14 protein-coding genes are annotated in these 15,526 nt (G+C 74.6%); 11 read left to right on the top strand and 3 right to left on the bottom strand.

Annotated features, from left to right (window positions below; all coding sequences use genetic code 11):
• Window position 1 precedes the first annotated feature (1 nt).
• The 3 genes from GA0070622_RS15300 to pdxR all read right to left on the bottom strand — a co-directional run bounded on the left by GA0070622_RS15300 (window position 2) and on the right by pdxR (window position 3,071).
• On the bottom strand, window positions 2-826 hold the full coding sequence (locus GA0070622_RS15300) for an ABC transporter ATP-binding protein (RefSeq protein ID WP_091573916.1): 825 nt from the start codon (window positions 824-826) through the stop codon (window positions 2-4).
• Window positions 827-1,014: 188 nt separating this feature from the next.
• Window positions 1,015-1,542, bottom strand: coding sequence for a 2'-5' RNA ligase family protein (locus GA0070622_RS15295; RefSeq protein ID WP_091573915.1), 528 nt, complete (start codon window positions 1,540-1,542; stop codon window positions 1,015-1,017).
• 185 nt (window positions 1,543-1,727) lie between these two features.
• The gene (gene pdxR / locus GA0070622_RS15290; RefSeq protein ID WP_245666317.1) at window positions 1,728-3,071 is read right to left on the bottom strand and encodes a MocR-like pyridoxine biosynthesis transcription factor PdxR; all 1,344 of its coding nucleotides are present in this window, start codon (window positions 3,069-3,071) and stop codon (window positions 1,728-1,730) included.
• A gap of 425 nt (window positions 3,072-3,496) precedes the next feature.
• Between pdxR and GA0070622_RS15285 the strand changes: the two genes are divergently transcribed.
• The 11 genes from GA0070622_RS15285 to GA0070622_RS15235 all read left to right on the top strand — a co-directional run bounded on the left by GA0070622_RS15285 (window position 3,497) and on the right by GA0070622_RS15235 (window position 15,507).
• Window positions 3,497-4,882 (top strand): anthranilate synthase component I family protein, encoded by a 1,386-nt coding sequence (locus GA0070622_RS15285; RefSeq protein WP_245666315.1) that lies wholly within the window; start codon window positions 3,497-3,499, stop codon window positions 4,880-4,882.
• Window positions 4,879-5,463: an anthranilate synthase component II gene (locus tag GA0070622_RS15280; RefSeq protein WP_091573912.1), complete on the top strand. Its 585-nt coding sequence runs from the start codon at window positions 4,879-4,881 to the stop codon at window positions 5,461-5,463. Before GA0070622_RS15285 ends, GA0070622_RS15280 begins: the two co-directional genes overlap by 4 nt.
• A gap of 16 nt (window positions 5,464-5,479) precedes the next feature.
• Window positions 5,480-6,190 (top strand): SDR family NAD(P)-dependent oxidoreductase, encoded by a 711-nt coding sequence (locus GA0070622_RS15275; protein ID WP_091573911.1) that lies wholly within the window; start codon window positions 5,480-5,482, stop codon window positions 6,188-6,190.
• Between the two features lie 29 nt (window positions 6,191-6,219).
• A complete protein-coding gene (locus GA0070622_RS15270; RefSeq protein ID WP_091573910.1) occupies window positions 6,220-7,644 on the top strand; it encodes a phenylacetate--CoA ligase family protein in 1,425 nt (474 codons plus the stop codon).
• Entirely contained in the window at window positions 7,628-8,275 is a 648-nt protein-coding gene (locus tag GA0070622_RS15265; protein ID WP_091573909.1) for a prephenate dehydratase, read from the top strand. The genes GA0070622_RS15270 and GA0070622_RS15265 overlap by 17 nt, the downstream gene beginning before the upstream one ends.
• An 18-nt stretch (window positions 8,276-8,293) precedes the next feature.
• Window positions 8,294-9,592, top strand: coding sequence for an amidohydrolase family protein (locus tag GA0070622_RS15260; RefSeq protein WP_091573908.1), 1,299 nt, complete (start codon window positions 8,294-8,296; stop codon window positions 9,590-9,592).
• Complete coding sequence (locus tag GA0070622_RS15255) at window positions 9,592-10,833, top strand: MFS transporter (RefSeq protein WP_091573907.1); 1,242 nt, start codon at window positions 9,592-9,594, stop codon at window positions 10,831-10,833. The genes GA0070622_RS15260 and GA0070622_RS15255 overlap by 1 nt, the downstream gene beginning before the upstream one ends.
• A 106-nt stretch (window positions 10,834-10,939) precedes the next feature.
• Window positions 10,940-11,728 carry a B3/B4 domain-containing protein gene (locus tag GA0070622_RS15250; protein WP_091573906.1) on the top strand — a complete coding sequence of 263 codons (789 nt, stop codon included), beginning with the start codon at window positions 10,940-10,942 and terminating at the stop codon, window positions 11,726-11,728.
• On the top strand, window positions 11,725-12,960 hold the full coding sequence (locus GA0070622_RS15245; RefSeq protein ID WP_091573905.1) for an ATP-grasp domain-containing protein: 1,236 nt from the start codon (window positions 11,725-11,727) through the stop codon (window positions 12,958-12,960). The genes GA0070622_RS15250 and GA0070622_RS15245 overlap by 4 nt, the downstream gene beginning before the upstream one ends.
• Complete coding sequence (locus tag GA0070622_RS15240) at window positions 12,951-14,174, top strand: MFS transporter (protein ID WP_091573904.1); 1,224 nt, start codon at window positions 12,951-12,953, stop codon at window positions 14,172-14,174. Before GA0070622_RS15245 ends, GA0070622_RS15240 begins: the two co-directional genes overlap by 10 nt.
• Window positions 14,175-14,202: 28 nt before the next feature.
• Window positions 14,203-15,507 (top strand): TrpB-like pyridoxal phosphate-dependent enzyme, encoded by a 1,305-nt coding sequence (locus GA0070622_RS15235; RefSeq protein WP_091573903.1) that lies wholly within the window; start codon window positions 14,203-14,205, stop codon window positions 15,505-15,507.
• Window positions 15,508-15,526 lie beyond the last annotated feature (19 nt).

Here is a 15,526-nt window from a genome sequence, read left to right as displayed (position 1 = left end):
TTCAGGCGGTGGCACGGCTGGTGTGCCGGCCGACGGGACGGGTGGAGAGCAGGCCGGTGGCCGGGTCGACGGTCACCTCGACGCGGATGCCGTACGCCTCGGTGAGCGCCGCCTCGGTGAGCACCTCGCGCGGGGCGCCGCTGCCGCGGACCCGGCCGGAGTGCAGGAGCACGACGTGGTCGGCGACGGCGGCGGCCTGGTTGAGGTCGTGCAGCACCACGCCGACGGCGACGTCGGCGGTGTCGGCGAGGTCGCGCACCAGGTCGAGGATCTCCACCTGGTAGCGCAGGTCGAGGAACGTGGTGGGTTCGTCCAGCAGCAGGACCGAGGTGTCCTGGGCCAGGCAGGTGGCGAGCCAGACGCGTTGCAGCTCGCCGCCGGACAGCTCGTCGACCGGTCGGTCGGCCATCGCCTCGACGCCGGTGACCGCCATGGCGCGCTCGACCGCGGCCGGGCCGTCCGGGTCGCCGGCCCGCCACCGCCCGCGGTACGGGTGCCGGCCGTAGCCGACCACGTCCCGGACGGTGACCCCGCTCGGAGTGGGGCGGCTCTGCGCCAGCAGCGTGACCCGGCGGGCGAAGTCCCGGGGGGACAGCGCCCGGGCCGGGGTGCCGTCGGCGAGCACGACCTCGCCGTGCTCCAGCGGGTGCAGGCGGGCCAGCCCGCGCAGCAGCGTGGACTTGCCGCTGCCGTTCGGGCCGACCAGCGCGGTCACGGCGGCCGGCCGCAGCGTGATGGCGGCGTCGTGCACCACCGTCGCGCCGTGGTAACCCAGCCGCAACCGGCTGCCCGACAGGCCGTCGGCCCGGACCGTTCTGCTCGTCACACAGGTAAGGCTAACCTAACCTGCGATCGCGTTGTCAAGCCGCTCCCCCGTTCCCACCTCGGTGAACGTGGCACGCGTCGATGTCCGGCCCGCGGGGTGAGCGGACTGTCGCCACCACTCGACCCGTGCGCGCACCTGCCGGCGCGCAGCGGTAGGCCGTCCGAGGCGGCGGACACCTCAGCGCGGCGCTATGCGGTGCCGAGCCGGAACTCGCGCAGCGGGTGCCAGGAGTCGGGTTCCGGCGCCCCGGCGATGAGCTGGACCGCGTCGACGGTGGCGCGGATGGGCAGATGGCCCGCGACGGCCTCGGCGGCTTCGGCCAGAACGTGCTTCGGGGCGTCATGGCCGATGGTCAGGTGCGGTACGACGTCGGCATGGGCCCCGGCATACGGCGGGGCCTCGGGGAACCGCTGCCACACGGCCGCGGTGAGGCGGCGCAACCCGTCATCCGGCTGCGGCGAGAGCCAGACCACGGCGTCTCCGAACCACTTGACCTCCGGGAACGAGATGTCGAACCGCGGTGTGGCTTCGAAGATCCGGCCCAGCGTGGCGAGCACGTCGTCGGTGATCCGGTCCGGGGGCAGGAACGGGTAGAGCACGGTCACATGAGCGGGCACTCCCCAGCCGGCCGCGCGGTCCAGGGTGGATCGAAGGTGTCCCACGGCCCGCTCGGTCTCGGGCACGGCGACGATCAGCGCGGTCTCGGTCGGCTCCATCGCCACAGTCTCCGACCGTCGCTCCCGCCAGTCCACCGGGATTCGTGACAGCAGAGCTGCGAGGCGGTTCATCCGCCCACCCCGCGCCCCGCGGGCGATCAAGGAGTTTGCGTCGGTCGGGACGCCGACCCGAGACGCGAACTCCTTGGTCAACGCCGACGGCGGGGACGGCGGGGAGGGAGGGGTCAGGGGGTCAGGTCGCGGTAGGCGGTGGCCAGGCCGGCCAGGCCCCGGCCCAGGTCGGAGCCGCGCACACCGGCGTAGCCGAGCACCAGCGCGGGCGGCCGGTCGTCGTGGCGCAGGGCGTGGAACCGGCCGCCGCGGACCAGCACGGACCGGCGGCGGGCGGCCTCCACCATCGACTCCTCGGCGCACCACCGGGGCAGCACCAGATAGGTCTGCAGGCCGCCGTCGCCACTGAGCGGTGACGCGCCGGGCAGGTGGCGGGCGACGTGCTGGTGCACCGCCTGGCGGCGGCGCTGGAACTCGGCCCGTAGCCGGCGCAGGTGCCGGTCGAACGCGCCGCTGTCGACCAGCCGGGCGAACGCGAGCTGGTCCAGCCCGGAGCAGCCGATGTCCCAGCCGGCGCGGACGCGCTCGATCGAGGCGGCCAGCCCGGGCGGGGCGGCCAGCCAACCGAGCCGCAGCGCGGGCGCGAGGACCTTGCTGGCGCTGCCCGCGTAGACCACCCGGTCCGGGGCGAGGCTCTGCAGCGCGGGCATGCGCTGCGCCGGGGCCACGAACGCGGCGTCGAAGTCGTCCTCGACGACGTAGCCGTCGACCGCGCGGGCCCAGGCGAGCAGGTGCTCGCGGCGCTGCGGGCTGAGCGCCGCCCCGGTCGGGAACTGACTGGCCGGGGTGGTCAGCACCGCCCGGACGCCGGTGGCGGCGAGGTCGTCGACGCGGATGCCGTGCCGGTCCACCGGCACGGCCACCGGGCGCAGCCCGGCGTCGGCGATGAACGCCCACTCCCCCGGGTGGCCCGGGTCCTCCACGCCCACCGCGTCGTGCCCCTGGTCGCGCAGCACCCGGCAGAGCAGGGCGAGTCCCTGGGCGAACCCGGAGGTGACCATGAGGTGTTCGGGCCGGACGCGCACGCCCCGGACCCGGCCGAGGTAGCCGGCGAGCGTGCGGCGCACCGGCGGCAGGCCGGACGGCGGGGCGTAGCCCAGCTCCCGGGGGCCGGCGGCGCGGACGACCGCGCTGACGCTGCGGATCCAGTCCTGGCGTGGGAACGCGGAGACGTCGGTGCCGCCGGCGCGCAGGTCCCACACCTCGGGCGTGGGCGTCTCGTCGGTGGTGAGCGCGGAGCCGACCTCGGCGGGCGCGGCGTCCGCGACGGAGGTGCCGGAGCCCCGCTGGGAGGTGAGGTATCCCTCGGCGCAGAGCTGCTCGTACGCCTCGACGACCACGGTACGGGACACGCCGAGGTCCTTGGCGAGCTGCCGGCTGGACGGAACCCGGGTGCCGGGGCGCAGCGCGCCCTGGTCGATCTGCCGGCGCAAAGCGTTGCGGAGCTGCGCCGCCAATGTTTCGCGCGTATCACTTTCCATTGACAGACTCAGATGCCACACCGAGTGGTCCCCTCCCGGTCAGCCGAAGTGGTATGGACAGCGGGATCCGCACTTGGCGAAAGTGTTTCCCGGGCCCGCAACCGTTTCCCCGCAGGGGGCGGGGGTGGTCGCGCGCCCTTTCCAACGGGGGAAGTCCGATCTGTCACGAACGCCACCCTGCCCGGCAGGCGTTGCGGGGAGCGGGCTGCTCAGAGGGGGGTTCCACAGTGTCCTCATTGTCGACCACGGTGAGCGCACAAACCGCGCATCACCGAACAATGGCGGGGAGACGTACGCCACCACCGGACACCATTCCGATTTCCGTGACGTCTATCACACTGCCGTCCGTCGATCCGTTATCCCTTTACACCGTCTTGACGGAAAAGCACACCCCGGAGGACGTGTACCTCTTCGAAAGCCTCGACGGCCCGGCACGCGACCGGCAGGCGGCGGCCGTGGGCTGGGGCCGGCTCGCCGAACTGCGGTTCCTGGCCGACCGGTGCGAGCTGACCGCCACCGGCCCGCTCGGCGGCGCGCTGCGCGCCGTCGTCACCGCGATCCTCGGCCCGCCCGTGCCGCGCGACGCGACGACGTACACCTGGGTCGTGCCCGGCCCGGCGCGGCTGTGGGCCGTGGTCCGCGCCGTGCAGCGGGCCTTCGCGGTCTCCACGACGGTGCCGACCGACCGCTTCGCCTTCGGTTTCCTGACGACGCTGGCCTACGAGGCGGCCCGCGACATGGACGAACTCTCCCTCGACCGGACGGTCGACGACCTCCCCCGGTGCGCGCTGACGCTGTTCCGGCACACCGTCTGGTGGGACCTGCGGGCCGGCACCGTCGACCAGCTCTCCGCCGCCGGCCCGCACCTGCCGCCGGAGGACACCCCGCCGGTGGCGCGACTGCTCGCCGGGCGGCCCGACCGGGAGCCGGAGGTGCCGGCCGCGCCGGCACCGGCCCGGGTTCAGGACAACCTCGACGAGGAGACGTTCGCCCGGCGGGTACGGCGGTGCCTGCGGCACATCGAGGTGGGCGACAGCTACCAGATCCAGATCGGTCACCGCATCGAGGTGGAGACCGACCTCACCCCGGCGCAGGTCTACCGGCGGCTGCGGCACCGCAACCCGTCGCCGTACATGTACCTGGCGCCCTGGGCCGGGCGGACCGTGATCGGGGCCAGCCCGGAGCTGTTCCTGCGCATCGACGGCGACCGGCTGTCGATGCGCCCGATCGCCGGCACCGCCGCGCGCGCGGCCGACCCGGAGACCGACCGTCGCCGGGTCGACGAGCTGCTCGCCAGCGAGAAGGAGCGGGCCGAGCACGTGATGCTGGTCGACCTGTGCCGCAACGACATCGGCCGGGTCTGCGAGCCGGGCACGCTGTCGGTCGACGCGATGCTCGACGTCGAGCCGTTCGCCTACGTGCACCACCTGGTCTCCACCGTCTCCGGCCGGCTCGACGACGGCGCGGACGTGTGGGCGGCGGTCTGCGCCGCGTTCCCGGCCGGCACCATGACCGGTGCGCCGAAGCTACGGGCCATGGAGATCATCGACGGGCTGGAGGACGAGCCCCGGGGCATCTACGCCGGCGCGATCGGGCTGGTCGACGTGCGCGGGTTCGCGGTGCTGGCGCTCTGCATCCGCACCGCCGTGCACGACGGGCACCGCTACCACACCCAGGCCTCCGCCGGCGTCGTCGCCGACTCCACGCCGGCGGCCGAGTGGCGGGAGACGCTGGCCAAGATGAGCGCCGCCTACTGGGCGCTGACCGGCGAGGAGCTGCTGCCGTGAAGGTCCTGCTCGTCGACGCGTACGACAGCTTCACCCACATCATCGACCAGTACCTGCGGACGCTCGGCGCGGCGACCGTGGTGGTCCGGTCCCGTTCCCGCACCCACGAGCAGCTCGTCGCGCTGCGCCCGGACGCGGTGGTGCTCGGCCCCGGCCCGGGCCACCCGGCCGACTCCGGGCACGTCGAGCTGGTGCACACGTTCGCCGGTCGGGTGCCGCTGCTCGGCGTCTGCCTCGGCCACCAGGCGATCGGCCTGGCCTACGGCGGCACGGTCGCGGTCGCCCGGCACCTCATGCACGGCAAGACCAGCGAGGTCACCCACGACGGCCGGGGTGTGTTCGCCGGGGCGCCGGCGCCGCTGACCGTCACCCGCTACCACTCGCTGATCGTCGCCGACCCGGCGCCGCCGGCGCTGGAGGTCACCGCCCGCGCCACCGACGACGGCTACGTGATGGGGGTGCGCCACCGCACGCTGGCCGTGGAGGGGGTGCAGTTCCACCCGGAGAGCGTGATGACCCAGGACGGGCTGCGGCTGTTCGACACCTTCCTGCGCGGCGCGCCGGCGCCGGTCGCGGGCTGAGCGGCGGAGGACCGTCATGACCGACTCCCCGACCCCGCTCGCCGTGGTCACCGGCGGCGCCGGTGGCATCGGCCGGGCCGTCACCGCCGCGCTGACCCGCGCCGGGCACCGGGTGGTCAGCGTCGACCGCGAACCGGCCGCCGACCCGTCGGCGTACGTGACGCTGGTCGCCGACCTGGCCGTGCCGGAGCGGGTGGAGCGGGTCGTCGCCGACGTGCGCGACCGCCACGGCCTGCCCGACGTGCTGGTGAACAACGCGGGCGTCTACCTGGCCCGCGACTTCCTCGACTACGACGCGAAGACGTACGCCGAGGTGCTCGACGTCAACCTCGGCGCGACGTTCTTCGGCACCCTGGCGTACGCGCGGGCGCTGGTCGCCGCCGGCCGCCCCGGCACGGTGGTGAACGTCGCGTCGATCAGCGGCCGCTCCGGCAGCCCGGACGCCGCGTACGGCGCCTCCAAGGGCGCGGTGATCGCGCTGACCCGCAGCCTCGGCCGGGCGCTCGCCGCGCACCGGATCCGGGTCAACGCGGTGGCGCCGGGGCTGGTCGAGACGCCGATGGCCGACCGCGTCCCGGCCGCGCGCCGCGACGACTACCGGGCCCGGATCCCAGTCGGCCGCTTCGGCACGCCGGACGAGATCGCCGCGGCCGTCGCCTGGCTGGCCGACCCGGCCAGCAGCTACGTGACGGCCGCCGTGCTGGACGTCGACGGCGGCCTGCACTGACCCGCGCCACACCCGAAAGGACCCCGACCATGTGGCTCCCGACCACCGGCCCGGCGGCCGGCTTCGCCGCCGACTACCTGACCCTGCACCGCGCCTTCTTCGACCGCACGCTCACCGCCGAGCAGCTCGACTCCTGGCGGCGCCGGCAACTGCGGCGGGTACTCGACCAGGTCGCGACCGGCTCGCCGTTCTACGCCCGGCACCTGGCCGGCATCGACCTCGCCTCGGTCACGCCGGCCACCCTCGACACGTTGCCGTTCACCACGAAGGCGCACCTGCGTGAGGAGATGCTGGACGTGCTCAGCCGGCCGCTGGCCGAGGCCGTCTTCTTCTACGAGACCACCGGCACGACCGGCCCCGCCACCCCGTGCCCCCGCGACGGCCGGGAGGTGGTGGCCAGCAACGCCCACGTCACCGAGTCCTGGGCGTCGATCTTCCGGCACCACTTCGGCGACCACGTGCCCCGGGTGGGGCTGATGGGTCCGACCGAGGTGCACTCGTTCGGCGACACGCTCGGCGACGTCGCCCGCAACGTCGGCGCGATGAACGCCAAGATCTGGCCGTACTCGCCGGTGATCGGCTTCGCCAAGGCGCTGCAACTGATGAAGGACCTGGCCCTGGAGGTCGTCTGCTGCACGCCCGGGGTGGCGCTGACGCTGGCCAAGGCCGCCGAGCACCACGGCTACCGGCTGCGTGAGGACTTCGGGGTCAAGCTGCTGTTCGTCACCGGGGAGATGTGCACGCCGGCGCTGGCGCACAACCTGGAGTCGGTGTGGGGCGCGGACGTCTACAACATCCTCTACGGGTCGCAGGAGGCGTTCGTCATCGCCACCGCCTGCCGCAACAAGCGGATGCACCTGTCCCAGACCAACTACCTGATCGAGGTGGTCGATCCGGAGACCGGCGCGTCGCACGGCCCGCGCGGCAGCGGCGAGCTGACCGTCACCATGCTCGTCGACGGGGTGAAGCCGCTGATCCGCTACCGCACCGGTGACGCGGTGGTGGTCGGCGCGTCGGACTGCGACTGCGAGCTGCCCGGCGACCTGGTGCAGATCGTCGGCCGGACGCTGGACCGGATCGAGCTGGGCGGCCGGCGGCGCACCGCCGGCCAGATCGAGAGCGCGGTGCTGACCGGCGTCACCGGCTCGGCCGGCTACCAGGTGGTGATCGACCACGACCCGGGCACCGGCGGCGACCGGCTGACGATCCGGCTGGAACTGCTCAAGGACCTGGTCGACGACCCGGCCCGGGTGGCCGCCGGGGTGCGCGAGCGCGCCACCGACGCGCTCGGCGTGCCGGTCGAGGTGGAGCTGAGCGACGGGCTGGACCCGATCGTCAGCACCGGCGCGTTCGTGAGCTGGAAGGCCGCCCGGATCGTGGACCGGCGGGTCGCCGACGACCACGAGACCCGGGTGGCGCAGCGGATGGCGGGCAGGCGTGGCTACGACACCTGACACCGCCGCCGCCGAGCCGGTCCCCGCGCTGCCCGGGCCGCTCGCCGGGGCGTACGGGCGGCGGTGGCGGGCCGTGGTGGACCAGTGGGCCAGCCACCCCGGCACGGCGGTGGCGACGCTCGGTCCGCCCGGCACGTCCAGCCACCTGACCGCCGCGTTCCTCGCCGAGCGGCACGCGCTGCGGATCGAGCTGTGCGACACGTTCGACGCGGTGCTCGGCGCGCTGGTGGACCGCCGGGTCGACCAGGCGCTGGTACCCAGCGCCTACCAGGGCGCGACCCGCTTCCACTGGCACCGGGACCTGCGGCTGGACGCGTACTTCGCGCAGGCCACCCCGGAGTACGGCATCGCCGCCCGCGCGGACGGCACGCCCGACGGCGCCGACGAGGTGACGGTGGCCGCGCTCTGGGAGGTCCGGCGGATCTTCGGCGACCTGGCGCCGCCCACGCTGGCGGACCGCCCGGTGCGGTGGGTCGACGCGGACTCCACCCAGCACGCCGCCGAACTGCTCGCCGCCGGCGACGCCGACCTCGCCGTGACCAACGCCCCGGGGGTACGCCGGCACGCGCTGCGCTGGGTGGTCCGCCGCCCCGGCGCGGAGATCGTCTGGCTGCTCTTCGGCCACCGCTGAACCCCTTCGAGAATCGGAGTGACCACCGTGTCCCGACGTACGTTGCTGCACCGCGCCACCGTCCAGGAGGGACTGGGCGTGGCGTCCCGACCCCACCACAGCGTGCTGCTCGACGGCGAGCGGATCGTCGCGGTGCTGCCCGAGGCGCAGGCGCCGCTGCACGACCCCGGTGTGGACGTGCTCGACCTGGACGGCCGGACGGTGATGCCGGGCATGACGCTCGGCCACACCCACATCGCCTACCTGAACGTGCTCGACGGCCGGGAGACGCTGTTCAAGCACACCGTCCCGGAGGTGACGCTCGGCGCGGCGGCGAACGCGGCGGCGATGCTCCGGCTGGGCTACACCGCGTTCGTCGGCGCCGGCTCGGTGGCCGGCATCGACATGGCGCTGCGGCGGGCGATCGAGTCCGGCCGGCTGCCCGGCCCGCGGATCACCCCGTGCAGCCGGGACCTGATGGTGTCCGGCCCGCCGGAGCGCCGGAACCCGGCGGTCAAGCAGCGGATCCCGACCGACCTGATGCGGCTGGCCGACACCCCGGAGGAACTCGTCGACTACGTCAACACCGAGGTCGACCAGGGCGCGGAGATCATCAAGGTGTTCTCCACCGGGGACGACACGTTCCCCAACGGCCGCTCGCACGAGCTGCTGTTCACCGCCGAGGAGCTGGTGGTCGCGGCCCGCGCGGCGCACGAGCGCGGGGTGCGGATCCGGGCGCACTCGCGCGGGCTGGGCGGCATCCGCAACGCCATCGCCGCCGGGGTGGACGTCATCGACCACGCCACGTACGCCGACGACGCGGCGCTGGAGGCGATCGCCGAGCGCGGCATCTTCGTGGTGCCGAGCCTGCACCAGCCGCACCGGCTGCTCACCACCGGCACCGCGCACGGCAAGACGCCGGAATACCTGGAGACGCTGGAGTTCGAGGCCGAGGTGGAGAACACGCTGCGGATCCTGCCGCTGATGGTCCAGATGGGCATCCCGATCGTGGCCGGCGACGACTTCGGCTTCGCCTGGACCCCGCACGGCCGCTACGCCGAGGAACTGGAGACCTACGTGAGCATGGCCGGCATCCCGGCACCCACGGTGCTGACCTGGGCCACCGCCAACGGCGCGCGGCTGGCCGGGCGGGGCGACGAGGCCGGCACGGTGCAGCCGGGCCGGCTGGCCGACCTGGTGGTCACCGACGGCGACCCGGCGCAGGACATCACCGTGCTGGGCCGGCCGGAGGCGATCGAACTGGTGCTGCTGGGCGGTGAGGTGGTCGCCGGGGACGCCGCCGCGTACCGGGACCGGCAGCCGGCGGGGGTGGCCTGATGCGGCGGGTCGTCCCGGTGGTCCCGCTGCTGGCGGTCGGCGCGTTCGCCATCGGCACGGACACGTTCGTGGTCGCCGGGGTGCTGCCCGAGGTGGCCCGGGACCTCGACGTCAGCGTCGCCTCGGCCGGCTGGGTGAGCACCGTCTTCGCGCTGGCGTACGCGGTCGCCGCGCCGGTGCTCGGCGCGGTCACCGGCCGCTGGGAGCGCCGTACCGTGCTGCTGCTCTCGCTGGCCGGGTTCACAGTGGGCAACGTCGCGTCGGCGCTCGCCCCGGACCTGCCGCTGCTGCTCGGCGCGCGGGTGCTGACCGCGGTGAGCGCGGCGCTGTACGTGCCCGCCGCGTCCGCCTCGGCCGCCGCGCTGGCCGCGCCGGAGCGGCGTGGCCGGGCCATGGCGGTGGTGCTCGGCGGTCTGTCCGCGGCCACCGTGGCGGGCGTGCCGTTCGGCACCTGGCTCGCCGCCGACCTGCGCTGGCAGGCCACGTTCTGGCTGCTCGCCGCGCTCGGCGCCGGCTGCGCGGCGGCGGTGTCGGTCGGGCTGCCGGCGATGCGGCTGCCGGCCGGCCCCGGGCTGGCCGCCCGGCTCGCGCCGTTGCGCCAGGGCCGGGTCGGCGCGGCGGTGCTCACCACCGCGCTGTTCATGACCGGGGGCTACCTGGCGCTGACCTACGTCGGAGCGCTGCTCGCCCCGGCCACCGACGGCGACGGGACACTGCTGGCGGTGCTGCTGCTGGTCTTCGGCGTGCCGGGGGTCGTCGGCACGGTGCTCGGCGGTCGGGCCACCGACCGGTGGGGCGCCCGGCCGGTCCTGCTGGCCTCGGTGGCCGGGCTGGCGCTGGTGCTGGCCACGCTGCCGCTGACCCGGCAGGCGCTGCTGCCGGCCACGCTGGCCATGGCGGCGTGGGGGCTCACCGCGATGGCGACCCAGCCGGCCCAGCAGCACCGGCTCTTCACGGTCGCGCCGGGCTCCGGGCCGCTGCTGCTGTCACTCAACTCGTCGGCCACGTTCCTCGGCATCGCGCTGGGCGGCTTCCTCGGCAACCGGGTGCTGCGGCACGGCGGCGAGCACGCCGTCGACCTGCTCGGTCCGGTCGGTGCGGCGCTGTGCGTGCTGGCGCTGGGCGCCGCGCTGCTCGGCGCGCGTCCGAGCCGCGCCGGGGACGACCGGGAACCGCCCGATCAGGGGGGAACCGGACGTGAGCCGGGCCGGCCCGCGCCGAGGGCCGCCGTGCGCCGGTGAGCGCCCCGATTGGCCTCACCGGATCCGCCGGGATTGGCCACAACCGGTGGCTGTTCCGCTCCGTACGGTCGGGGCGACCGTGTGAACCGAACCGACGAGGATGACGATGACCCAGCTCGACGACGGCGCCGACCGGTTGGCCGTCCGCATCGACGACCGGGTGCTGAGCAGCGTGCCGGACTACGTCCTCGGCCTGATCGCCGTGCCGGCGGTCGAGGTCGGGCCGGCCTCCCCGGCCGTGGCGGCGCTGCTGGCCGCCGCCGAGGACGCGCTGCACCGGGCCGACCTGGACAAGGCCGGGGTGGCGGAGCTGCCGGGCGTCGCCGCGTGGCGGGCCGCGTACCGGGCGGTGGGGGTGAACCCGAACCGGTTCCCGTGCGCCGCCGAGTCGATCGCCCGCCGGGTGGCCCGGGGCGACCGGCTGCCCCGGATCAACGCGCTCGTCGACCTCTGCAACGCGGTCTCGCTGGACACCGCGCTGCCGGTGGCCTCGTGCGCGGTCGACGGCATCGCCGAGCTGGTCGTCCGGCCGGCCGACGGCGCCGAGACCTACCTGCCGCTGGGCGCGCCGGACGCGCCGGAGCGACCCGAGCCGGGTGAGATCGTCTACGCCGACGGGGACGGACGGGCGCACTCCCGGCGCTGGAACTGGCGCCAGGGCCACCTGGTCCGCACCGACCTGGGCCGCCGCCGGCTGCTGCTCACCGTCGAGGCGGCCCACCCGGGCGGTCGGGCGGAGGTGGAGGCGGCGCTGGCCCGCCTGGACGACGCGCTCGGCGAGCTGACCGGCTCGCCCCGGCCCCGGGCGGTGCTGGACCGGGACGGCCGGGACGCGGTGTTCGTCCTCGACGCCCCGCTCAGCCCGGCCGGCGGCACCACGGGGAGCCGGTCGTGAACCGGGCGATCCTGGTCGTCTACCGGCCCGCCGCCGGGCGCTACCTCGCCCAGTTCCGCGCCGTGGTCGCCGCCGCCGCCGACCTGGGCGTGGACACGCTGGTGCTGCTGCCGGCCGACCAGCCGGCCCCGGAGGCCGCCGGCCTGCCCTGTCACCGGGCCGACCTGGACGACCCGGAGGCCGTCCGCGCGGCGGTCGCGGGGATCGTGGCCGAGCGTCCGGTCGAGCGGATCTTCCCGCTGTTCGAGGGCGACGTGCTCACCGCGGCGCGGTGCCGGCGCGACCACGGCATTCCGGGCCTGGACCCGGAGCAGGCGCTGACGTTCCGGGACAAGAACGTGATGCACCGCCGCGCCACCGAGCTGGGCGTGCCGGTGGCCCGGTCCTGTCGGCCCGACACCGTCAGGGCGGTCGCCGAGTTCGCCGCCGAGGTGGGCTGGCCCGTGGTGGTCAAGCCGTACGCGGGCTGGGCCTGCGGCGACACCCACCGGGTCGACTCGGCCGACGACCTGGCCCGGGTCTGGCCGCTGGTCGCCGACGCGCGGCACGACTACCGGGTGGAGGAGTACGTGCGCGGCGCGGAGTTCCACGTCGACTCGCTGCTGCGCGACGGCGAGGTGGTCTTCGCGCAGCTGTCCCGCTACACCTACTCGGTGCTGGAGTTCCGCGACGAGCCGGGCGGCACCGTCTCCCGCAAGCACGACCTCACCCCGCCCGAGCGGCGCATCCTGGCCGCCAACGCGGAGATCCTGCGCGGCTTCGGCATGCGCACCGGCGTCGCGCACGTCGAGTTCTTCCTCCGCGACGACGGCGAGGTGGTCTTCGGCGAGGCGGCCGCCCGGGCCGGCGGTGGCTCGATCGTCCCGGCGATCGAGGCCGGGCGCGGCATCAACCTGGCCGGCGAGTGGTGCCGGCTGGAACTGGACCCGACGCACGTGCCGGCCACCGTGCTGGGCCCGGAGACCGGCACTGAATATCTCTGCTCCGACCGGTACGGCCGGATCACCGCGATCACCTCCGCCGAGGAGCTGCGGGCGCTGGACTCGGTGCTCGACGCGGACGTGTGGAAGAGCGTTGGCGACGTGCTCGCCCCGCCGACCGCCTCCAACGACGTCCTGGGCTGGTACGTCTGCGAGGGCCGGGACTTCGACGACGTGCGGGCCCGGTTCAAGACCATCCGGGACGCCTTCGTCGTGCGCACCGAGCCGGCCGGGGAGCCGTCATGTGGCTGAGCCGGTTCCGCGCCCTGCCGCGCCCGCTGCGGATGCTGGTGCTGGCCTCGTTCATCAATCGCGCCGGCATGTTCGTCTTTCCGCTGCTCGCGGTCTACCTGGTGCGCAGCCGGGAGCTGAGCACCGGCGAGGCCGGGGTGCTGATCTCGGTGGGCAGCACCGGCCTGCTCGCCGGAAGCCTGCTCAGCGGCCCGGTCTGCGCCCGCGCCGGCCGGCGCGCCGCGCTGGTGTCCAGTCTGCTGCTCAACGCGGTCGGCTACCTCGGCCTGGCGGTGCTGGACGGTCCGCCGTGGACGTACGCGGCGCTGCTGTTCGTGGCGCTGGTCGGGATGGGCATGTTCGCGCCGGCGGCCAACACGCTGATCGCCGACCTCGCCGAGCCGGAGCAGCGGCCGTTCGCCTACACCGTCAGCTACATCGCCAACAACCTCGGCATGGGCGTCGGGCCGCTGCTGGGCGGCCTGGCCGCGGCCTACTCGTACGGGCTGATGTTCGCCGGCAACATCGCGCTCGGGCTGCTCGCCGCGCTCACCATCCGGCTGTTCGTGCCGGCCGACACCGGTCGGGACGCGGCGACGGTGCCCGCGCCGACCGGCGCGCGGCGGGCCGAGCTGCGGCGGGACCTGGACGTGGCGGTGCTGGTGGTGGTGTCGTTCTGCTACGTCGCGCCGCTGATCGGCCTGGAGTACACGCTGCCGCTCGCGGTCACCGAGGTGCTGGCGTCGTCGGTGGCGGTGGTCGGCGCGGTCTACACCGTCAACAGCGTGGTCGTGGTGGGCGCCGGCCTGCTGATCGAGAAGCGGATCAAGGCGTACCCGACGCGGACGCTGCTGATCGTCGCCGGCCTGCTGTGGTCGGCGGGGATGGCGGTGCTGGTGTTCGCGTTCTCGCTACCGGCCGTGCTGCTGTCCACTGTGGTCTGGACGCTCGGCGAGATCATCGCGTCGGTGGTGGTGCCCACCTACATCGCCGATCACGTGGAGCCCCGCCGCGTCAGCGGGTTCATGGCGCTCAACGGCTTCGTGCTCAGCTCCGCCCGGCTCGTGGTGCCGATGGGGCTGGGCTTCGTCTGGCAGGCCGGCGGGCACCGCCCGGTCCTGCTCCTGCTCCTGCTGACCCCGGTGGTCGGCGTGGTCGCGTTCGCAGTGCTGCGGGTGCGGCCCCAGGCCCGGCCCGTGCCGGAACCCGCCGCGCCGGCCACCGCCCGTCCGTGATCCACCCGACCCCTCACCGGAAGAGGCCATGACCACGACGAAGTTCGTCCTCCCCGAGAGCAACATCCCCACGACCTGGTACAACGTGGTCCCGGACCTGCCCAAGGGACTGCCCCCGATGCTGCATCCCGGCACCCGGGAGCCGATCACCCCGGCCGACCTCGCACCGCTGTTCGCCTCCGAGCTGATCGCCCAGGAGTTCGCCACCGACCGGGACGTGGACATCCCCGGCCCGGTGCTCGACATCTACCGGCAGTGGCGGCCCAGCCCGCTGATCCGCGCCCGCCGACTGGAGCGCGACCTGGACACGCCGGCCCGGATCTACTTCAAGTACGAGGGCGTCAGCCCGGCCGGCAGCCACAAGCCGAACACCGCCGTGCCGCAGGCGTACTACAGCAAGCTCGACGGCGTGCGGCGGCTGACCACGGAGACCGGCGCGGGCCAGTGGGGCAGCTCGCTGTCGATGGCGTGCGCCTACTTCGACCTGGAGTGCGATGTCTTCATGGTCCGGGTCAGCTATGACCAGAAGCCCTACCGGCGGGGCCTGATGGAGACGTTCGGCGCCACGGTCACCGCCAGCCCGAGCGACCGCACCGAGGCCGGCCGGGCCGTGCTCGCCGCCGACCCGGACGCCACCGGCAGCCTCGGCCTGGCCATCTCCGAGGCGGTGGAGGCGGCGATGGTCAGCGGCGGCTCGGCCCGCTACGCGCTCGGCTCGGTGCTCAACCTGGTGCTGATGCACCAGACGATCATCGGCCAGGAGGCGTTGCTCCAGCTCGAACTGGCCGACGACTACCCGGACGTGGTGGTCGGCGCGGCCGGCGGCGGCTCCAACTTCGCCGGGCTGGCGCTGCCGTTCCTGCGCCGGCAGTTCGAGGGCGGGCGGACGGTCCGCTTCCTGGCCGCCGAGCCGTCCTCCTGCCCGTCGTTGACCGAGGGCAGCTACGACTACGACTTCGGCGACACCGCCGGGCTCACCCCGCTGGCCAAGATGCACACGCTGGGCCACGACTTCCGGCCGCCGGCCATCCACGCGGGTGGGCTGCGCTACCACGGCATGGCGCCGATCGTGAGCGCGCTGCGCGAGGTGGACCTGATCGAGGCGCGGGCGGTGCCGCAGACGGCCTGCTTCGAGGCGGGCGTGCGGTTCGCCCGCAGCGAGGGGATCGTGCCGGCGCCGGAGTCCAGCCACGCCGTCCGGGTGGCGGTCGACGAGGCGCTGCGCTGCCGGGAGACCGGCGAGGAGAAGGCGATCCTGTTCTCGCTGTCCGGTCACGGCCACTTCGACATGCAGGCCTACATCGACTACTTCGCCGGAAAGCTGACGGACTGAACCCGGCCGGGACGCGGCG

Origin of the sequence: Micromonospora sediminicola (assembly GCF_900089585.1) — a bacterium.
Lineage (GTDB): Bacteria > Actinomycetota > Actinomycetes > Mycobacteriales > Micromonosporaceae > Micromonospora > Micromonospora sediminicola.
This window is presented reverse-complemented; position numbering and strand designations above follow the sequence as displayed.

Coding starts and splice junctions, on each gene's coding strand:
- GA0070622_RS15295 (WP_091573915.1), bottom strand. CDS start 1,542: ATGGAGCCGACCGAGACCGCGCTGATCGTCGCCGTGCCCGAGACCGAG.
- GA0070622_RS15275 (WP_091573911.1), top strand. CDS start 5,480: ATGACCGACTCCCCGACCCCGCTCGCCGTGGTCACCGGCGGCGCCGGT.
- GA0070622_RS15270 (WP_091573910.1), top strand. CDS start 6,220: ATGTGGCTCCCGACCACCGGCCCGGCGGCCGGCTTCGCCGCCGACTAC.
- GA0070622_RS15255 (WP_091573907.1), top strand. CDS start 9,592: ATGCGGCGGGTCGTCCCGGTGGTCCCGCTGCTGGCGGTCGGCGCGTTC.
- GA0070622_RS15250 (WP_091573906.1), top strand. CDS start 10,940: ATGACCCAGCTCGACGACGGCGCCGACCGGTTGGCCGTCCGCATCGAC.
- GA0070622_RS15240 (WP_091573904.1), top strand. CDS start 12,951: ATGTGGCTGAGCCGGTTCCGCGCCCTGCCGCGCCCGCTGCGGATGCTG.
- GA0070622_RS15235 (WP_091573903.1), top strand. CDS start 14,203: ATGACCACGACGAAGTTCGTCCTCCCCGAGAGCAACATCCCCACGACC.